Origin of the sequence: Candidatus Symbiopectobacterium sp., assembly GCF_020054415.1 — a bacterium.
Taxonomy (GTDB): domain Bacteria; phylum Pseudomonadota; class Gammaproteobacteria; order Enterobacterales; family Enterobacteriaceae; genus Symbiopectobacterium.
The window spans coordinates 1-5,233 of the sequence record NZ_JAHWCO010000261.1 but is presented as its reverse complement, the minus strand read 5'-3'; the positions used below and the strand labels follow the sequence as shown (position 1 = coordinate 5,233).

Annotated in this window: 4 protein-coding genes and 1 riboswitch; of the genes, 1 reads left to right on the top strand and 3 read right to left on the bottom strand. The window is 53.5% G+C overall.

Going from position 1 to position 5,233, the window contains the following annotated elements; translation table 11 throughout:
* The 3 genes from QZ506_RS07530 to lysC all read right to left on the bottom strand — a co-directional run.
* The coding region (locus QZ506_RS07530; protein ID WP_291970144.1) for a helix-turn-helix domain-containing protein at window positions 1–206 on the bottom strand (206 nt) is incomplete at its 3' end.
* Between the two features lie 256 nt (window positions 207–462).
* Window positions 463–1,386 carry a ketopantoate/pantoate/pantothenate transporter PanS gene (gene panS, locus QZ506_RS07525; protein WP_291970142.1) on the bottom strand — a complete coding sequence of 308 codons (924 nt, stop codon included), beginning with the start codon at window positions 1,384–1,386 and terminating at the stop codon, window positions 463–465.
* Between the two features lie 84 nt (window positions 1,387–1,470).
* Window positions 1,471–2,829 (bottom strand): lysine-sensitive aspartokinase 3, encoded by a 1,359-nt coding sequence (gene lysC / locus QZ506_RS07520; RefSeq protein ID WP_291970140.1) that lies wholly within the window; start codon window positions 2,827–2,829, stop codon window positions 1,471–1,473.
* A gap of 136 nt (window positions 2,830–2,965) precedes the next feature.
* Window positions 2,966–3,173, bottom strand: a riboswitch (Lysine riboswitch).
* Between the two features lie 181 nt (window positions 3,174–3,354).
* Between lysC and pgi the strand changes: the two genes are divergently transcribed.
* Window positions 3,355–5,004, top strand: a complete 1,650-nt coding sequence (gene pgi / locus QZ506_RS07515; RefSeq protein WP_291970138.1) for a glucose-6-phosphate isomerase — start codon at window positions 3,355–3,357, stop codon at window positions 5,002–5,004.
* Window positions 5,005–5,233: the final 229 nt, after the last annotated feature.

The following is a 5,233-nucleotide window of genomic DNA, read 5'->3' as shown; positions in this document are numbered from 1 at the left end:
TTAAGTTTGCGAGTGTTGACGTAATCGTTGATATGTTGGTTTACCGTCGTTTCGTGCAGACGCAGAGCTTGCGCAATCATCGCAGAGCTCCAGCCTTCGGAGGCCAGCAGGACGGCTTTGATGCGATCACAAACACGCTTACCACGACTGGTGTCATGAAGGTGTTCGAGTTCGGCTTTTTGCCTGTCGGTAATAAATATCTTCATAGTGTGTGTGAGCATGATCTTCTTACCGCGTAAAATCAAGCATCTTCAATGATAACGGGTATATAAATATTGTTAGTTAAATAATTACGTGAAGTGAGTCACATTTTAAGTGTGACAAAATATGACAAAAGCAGATGCCGTGCGGGGCGAGTAAAAAAAGCGCGAAATGCCTGAATAGGGTCTCGTTAACCAGCGTGCAAATGATTTTTTTTATTTAACATACCCACCCACGCGCTTTCGCGCGCGGGTGGACAGGTTACGGCTTCTCTTTATCCAACGATTTTCCTGACCAGTAGCCTGCCAGCAGGGAGCCGGAAAGGTTGTGCCATACGGAGAAGAGCGCGCCGGGCAGAGCGGCGAGCGGCGAGAAGTACATCTTGCCCAGCGTGGCGGCAAGGCCGGAGTTCTGCATGCCGACTTCGATATACAATGTGCGGCAGGTAGACTCGTCAAAGCCGAACAGTCGGACGCCCCAATAACCACCCAGCAGGCCGATACCGTTGTGCAGGATGACGGCAATAATAACCATAAAACCGACGGACGCGATATTGCTCTGGCTGCCTGCGACCACGGCGCTGATAATTGCCAGAATAAATACCATCGAAAGCATTGGCAGAGAGGGCTCGATGCGTTTTACCACGCCGCTGAACAGGTGGTGGACAATCAAACCTGCGCTGATCGGGATCACCACGATCTTCAGGATACTGAGCAACATGCCCATCACGTCCACGCTGATGGCGGCATCAACATACAGCCGGGTCAGCAGCGGCGTGGCAAACACGCCAACCGGCGTCGAGATGGACGAAATGGTGACTGACAGGGCGACATCGCCTTTAGACAGGTAGATCATCACGTTTGACGCCGTGCCGCTGGCAACGCTGCCCACCAGCACCATGCCTGCCGAGAGGTCAGGTGGCATGTTAAACGTGCGCGCCAACACCCAGGCGGCGAGTGGCATCACCAGATAGTGCAGGAATATCCCGGCGGCAACCGGGGCCGGGCGCGTGAGCACCCGCTTAAAATCCCCGATATGCAAGGTCACGCCCATGGCGAACATGATGAGCATCAACAGCGTGCTGATATGGGGGCTGATGCCGGTAAAGGTGTCTGGTGAAGCATAGCCGGCAACAGAGAGCAAAACGGCCCATAACGGAAACAGTCGAGTCAACATGGCGAGCATAGAATATCTATCCTTATCACTATGAGGGTCCAGATAAAAAAAACCGACCCAAGGGCCGGTTTTTTTGGGTGCAATGGCAGGGCGTTATTCAAACAAGCTGTGGTGTAGCGTCTGAACCACACGCTCTGCGTCGTTGCCTGACACCAGGAAACACAGGTTATGGCTGCTGGCACCGTAGCAAATCAGGCGAATGTTAAACGGCTCCAGCACGCCAAACACCTCTTTGCCGACGCCACACGCCTGAGAAAGCTGATTGCCGATCAGCGCGACCAGCGACAGGTTCTCTTCCACCTCGACGCGACACAGGGAAGAGAGCTCGGTCAGCATGGCGCTGGAGAGCAGGCCATCACCCACAGAAGTGGAGCCAGTGGTGTCCAACGTCAGAGCAACGTTCACTTCCGAAGTGGTTATCAGATCCACCGAAATATTGTGGCGTACCAGGATGCTGAACACTTCTGCCAGAAAGCCGCGTGCGTGCAGCATATTAAGGCTATGCAAGGTGAGCAGCGTTTGTTTACGGCGCAATGCCAGCGCACGGAATAGTGGCGGGTTTTCTGTCTTGTTGCACACCAGCGTGCCGCCAGCAGAGGGATCCTTGCTGGAGCCAACGAACACCGGAATATCGCTGCGTACGGCAGGCAACAGGGTAGCGGGATGCAACACCTTGGCACCAAATGTCGCCATTTCCGCCGCTTCTTCAAAGGTGATCTGGTCGATACGGTGTGCCGTGGGCACCACGCGAGGATCGGTGGTGTAGATACCGGGGACATCGGTCCAGATATCGATGCGGTCGACGTTCAACGCTTCACCCAGCAGAGCGGCGGTATAATCGCTGCCGCCGCGGCCCAGCGTCGTGGTGCGCCCTTTGGCTTCACTGCCGATAAACCCTTGAGTAATGATCAGGCTTTCTGCCAGACGTGGCTGCAACTGGCTGCGCATCAATGCACCCAGTGTGTCGCAATCCGGCTCTGCGCGACCAAAGCGATCGTTGGTACGCATGATGTTGCGCACATCGAACCACTCGGCGCTGATGTGGCGTTCGCGCAGGATCTCAACGAACAGCAGCGTTGACATCAATTCTCCGTGGCTGACCAACTCATCGGTCAAGGCGTTAGAGGTGGCGAGCGCAGCGGCTTCAGACAGGCGCGCCACGTTTTCCAGCATGCTATCGATCTCTTCACGGATCACCTGCGGATGGCTCAGACGATGAATGATGGCATGTTGGATATGACGAATTTTTTCCAAATGTACATCGCGCTGTTCTTGCGCCACACCTTCCGCTAAGGCAACCAGCAGGTTAGTGATGCCGGCAGAGGCGGAAAGCACGACAACGCGCACCGCAGGATCGGCCAGCACAATATCCGCACTGCGGTTCATCGCGTCGAAATCAGCCACGCTGTTGCCGCCAAATTTAGCGATTCTCAGAGAAGTAGTTGTAGACATAAATAAAAAACACATCGTGTCAGGGGCGCTGTGGCGATAACAGTTGTCGCACATCAGCTGTCCATAAAATCAGCCTTGGCACAAGGAAAGAGCGGTAAGCAGGGAGCAGGCGTAGATAAGTAAGCGTCACTACGGTACACCCAGAAGCGCTCCACCTTGCTGAACGTGCAGTTTACATTGATAGCCTGCACGTTGCTGGTGACAACCCAGAGGATTCAGCCCCTGTAGTCGATGATGGCATTCCCGTATTGCACATCATCTCGGCACCGCTCCCCCTGGTTTATCGTCACTGGATTTACGGATCCTCGGATAAATTACCTGGGCGGCGCTCCTCTTCTGGCTTATGCAACCGCCTTCGGCGTGGATGCATAAGTTCGCGCTTACAAATAACGGGTTATCTTGCGGCTGTCAACCGGTAACCGCAGGGAAATGCGTAATTGCAAGAAAAGGGATCGCAACTGGTGGTATAAGGGATACAATCGATTCAGCCTTAGCGATTTTATTATCGGAGACAAGAGTGTTGTTATGAAAAATATCAATCCCAGCCAAACTGCCGCATGGCGCGCTCTGCGACAGCATTTTTCCACGATGGAACAGGTGCAAATCAGCGAACTGTTTGCTCAGGACCCGGATCGTTTCTCACGCTTTTCCGCCACGTTTGATGACCTGATGCTGGTGGACTACTCCAAGAACCGTATTACCCAGGAAACGCTGGATAAGTTGTTCAGTCTGGCGCGCGAAACGCAGTTGAGCGAGGCCATTGCCTCGATGTTCTCTGGTGAGAAAATTAACCGCACCGAAGATCGCGCGGTACTGCACGTTGCGCTGCGTAACCGTAGCAATACGCCCATTGTGGTGGATGGCAAAGATGTGATGCCAGAGGTCAATGCGGTATTGCAGAAGATGAAAGGCTTTAGCGAGCGTATCATCAGCGGTAGCTGGAAAGGCTATACCGACAAGGCGATTACCGATGTGGTGAATATCGGCATCGGTGGTTCGGATCTCGGCCCCTTCATGGTGACGGAAGCGCTGCGGCCGTTTAAGAACCATCTTAACATGCACTTCGTGTCCAACGTTGATGGCACACACATCGCTGAAACCCTGAAAACGCTGAACCCGGAAACCACGCTGGTGCTGGTTGCCTCAAAAACCTTCACCACGCAGGAAACCATGACCAACGCCCATTCGGCGCGCGACTGGTTCCTGAAAACCGCGCAGGATGAGCAGCATGTTGCCAAGCATTTCGCCGCGCTCTCCACCAATGCCAGCGCGGTCAGAGCATTCGGTATTGATACCGCCAATATGTTTGAATTTTGGGATTGGGTCGGCGGTCGCTACTCTCTGTGGTCTGCCATCGGCTTGTCGATTATCCTCTCTATCGGTTTTGACAGCTTTGAGCAGTTGCTGAGCGGCGCGCACGCCATGGATCAGCACTTTGCCACCACGCCTATCGAGAAAAACCTGCCAGTGATGTTGGCGCTGATCGGGATCTGGTACAACAATTTCTTTGGCGCGGAAACTGAAGCGATCCTGCCTTACGATCAGTACATGCACCGTTTTGTGGCCTACTTCCAGCAGGGCAACATGGAGTCCAACGGTAAGTATGTCGACCGCGACGGTAATCCAGTGACCTACCAAACCGGGCCGATTATCTGGGGCGAGCCGGGTACTAACGGGCAGCATGCGTTTTATCAGTTGATTCACCAAGGGACAAAACTGGTGCCGTGTGATTTCATCGCACCGGCGGTGAGTCACAACCCGTTGTGCGATCACCACGGTAAGCTGCTCTCTAACTTCTTTGCCCAGACTGAAGCGCTGGCATTTGGTAAATCCCGTGAGGTGGTGGAAGCAGAGTTTGCCGCGCAGGGAAAAACGGCGCAGCAGGTTGAGCATGTTGCACCGTTCAAAGTGTTTGAGGGCAATCGTCCAACCAACTCCATCCTGTTGCGCGAAATAACGCCTTACAGCCTAGGCTCGCTTATCGCGCTGTATGAACACAAGATCTTCACCCAGGGTGCGATTCTCAACATCTATACTTTCGATCAGTGGGGTGTTGAGTTGGGCAAACAACTGGCCAACCGCATTTTGCCGGAATTGGAAAATGACCAGCCGGTGAGCAGCCACGACAGTTCGACCAACGGTTTGATTAACCGCTTTAAAAACTGGTGCGCCTGAGTCGTGGACGCCGATAGGAGGATATCCCCCCTTTTGTCATCAACATGGAGGGACGTATGCAGAAACGTGCTTTATTGTGCATCGCCGTGGCTTTGTTGAATAATAGGTAATCATGCTGTTTTTCCGTGCCAGTTTTGGTTGAAAATGCTTGTCATCTCAGGTGTACACTTTTCTCATGAGGCCTAACTGCATGATTTTACGTTGCGAGGATCCGTCGTTTCGCTGGGCT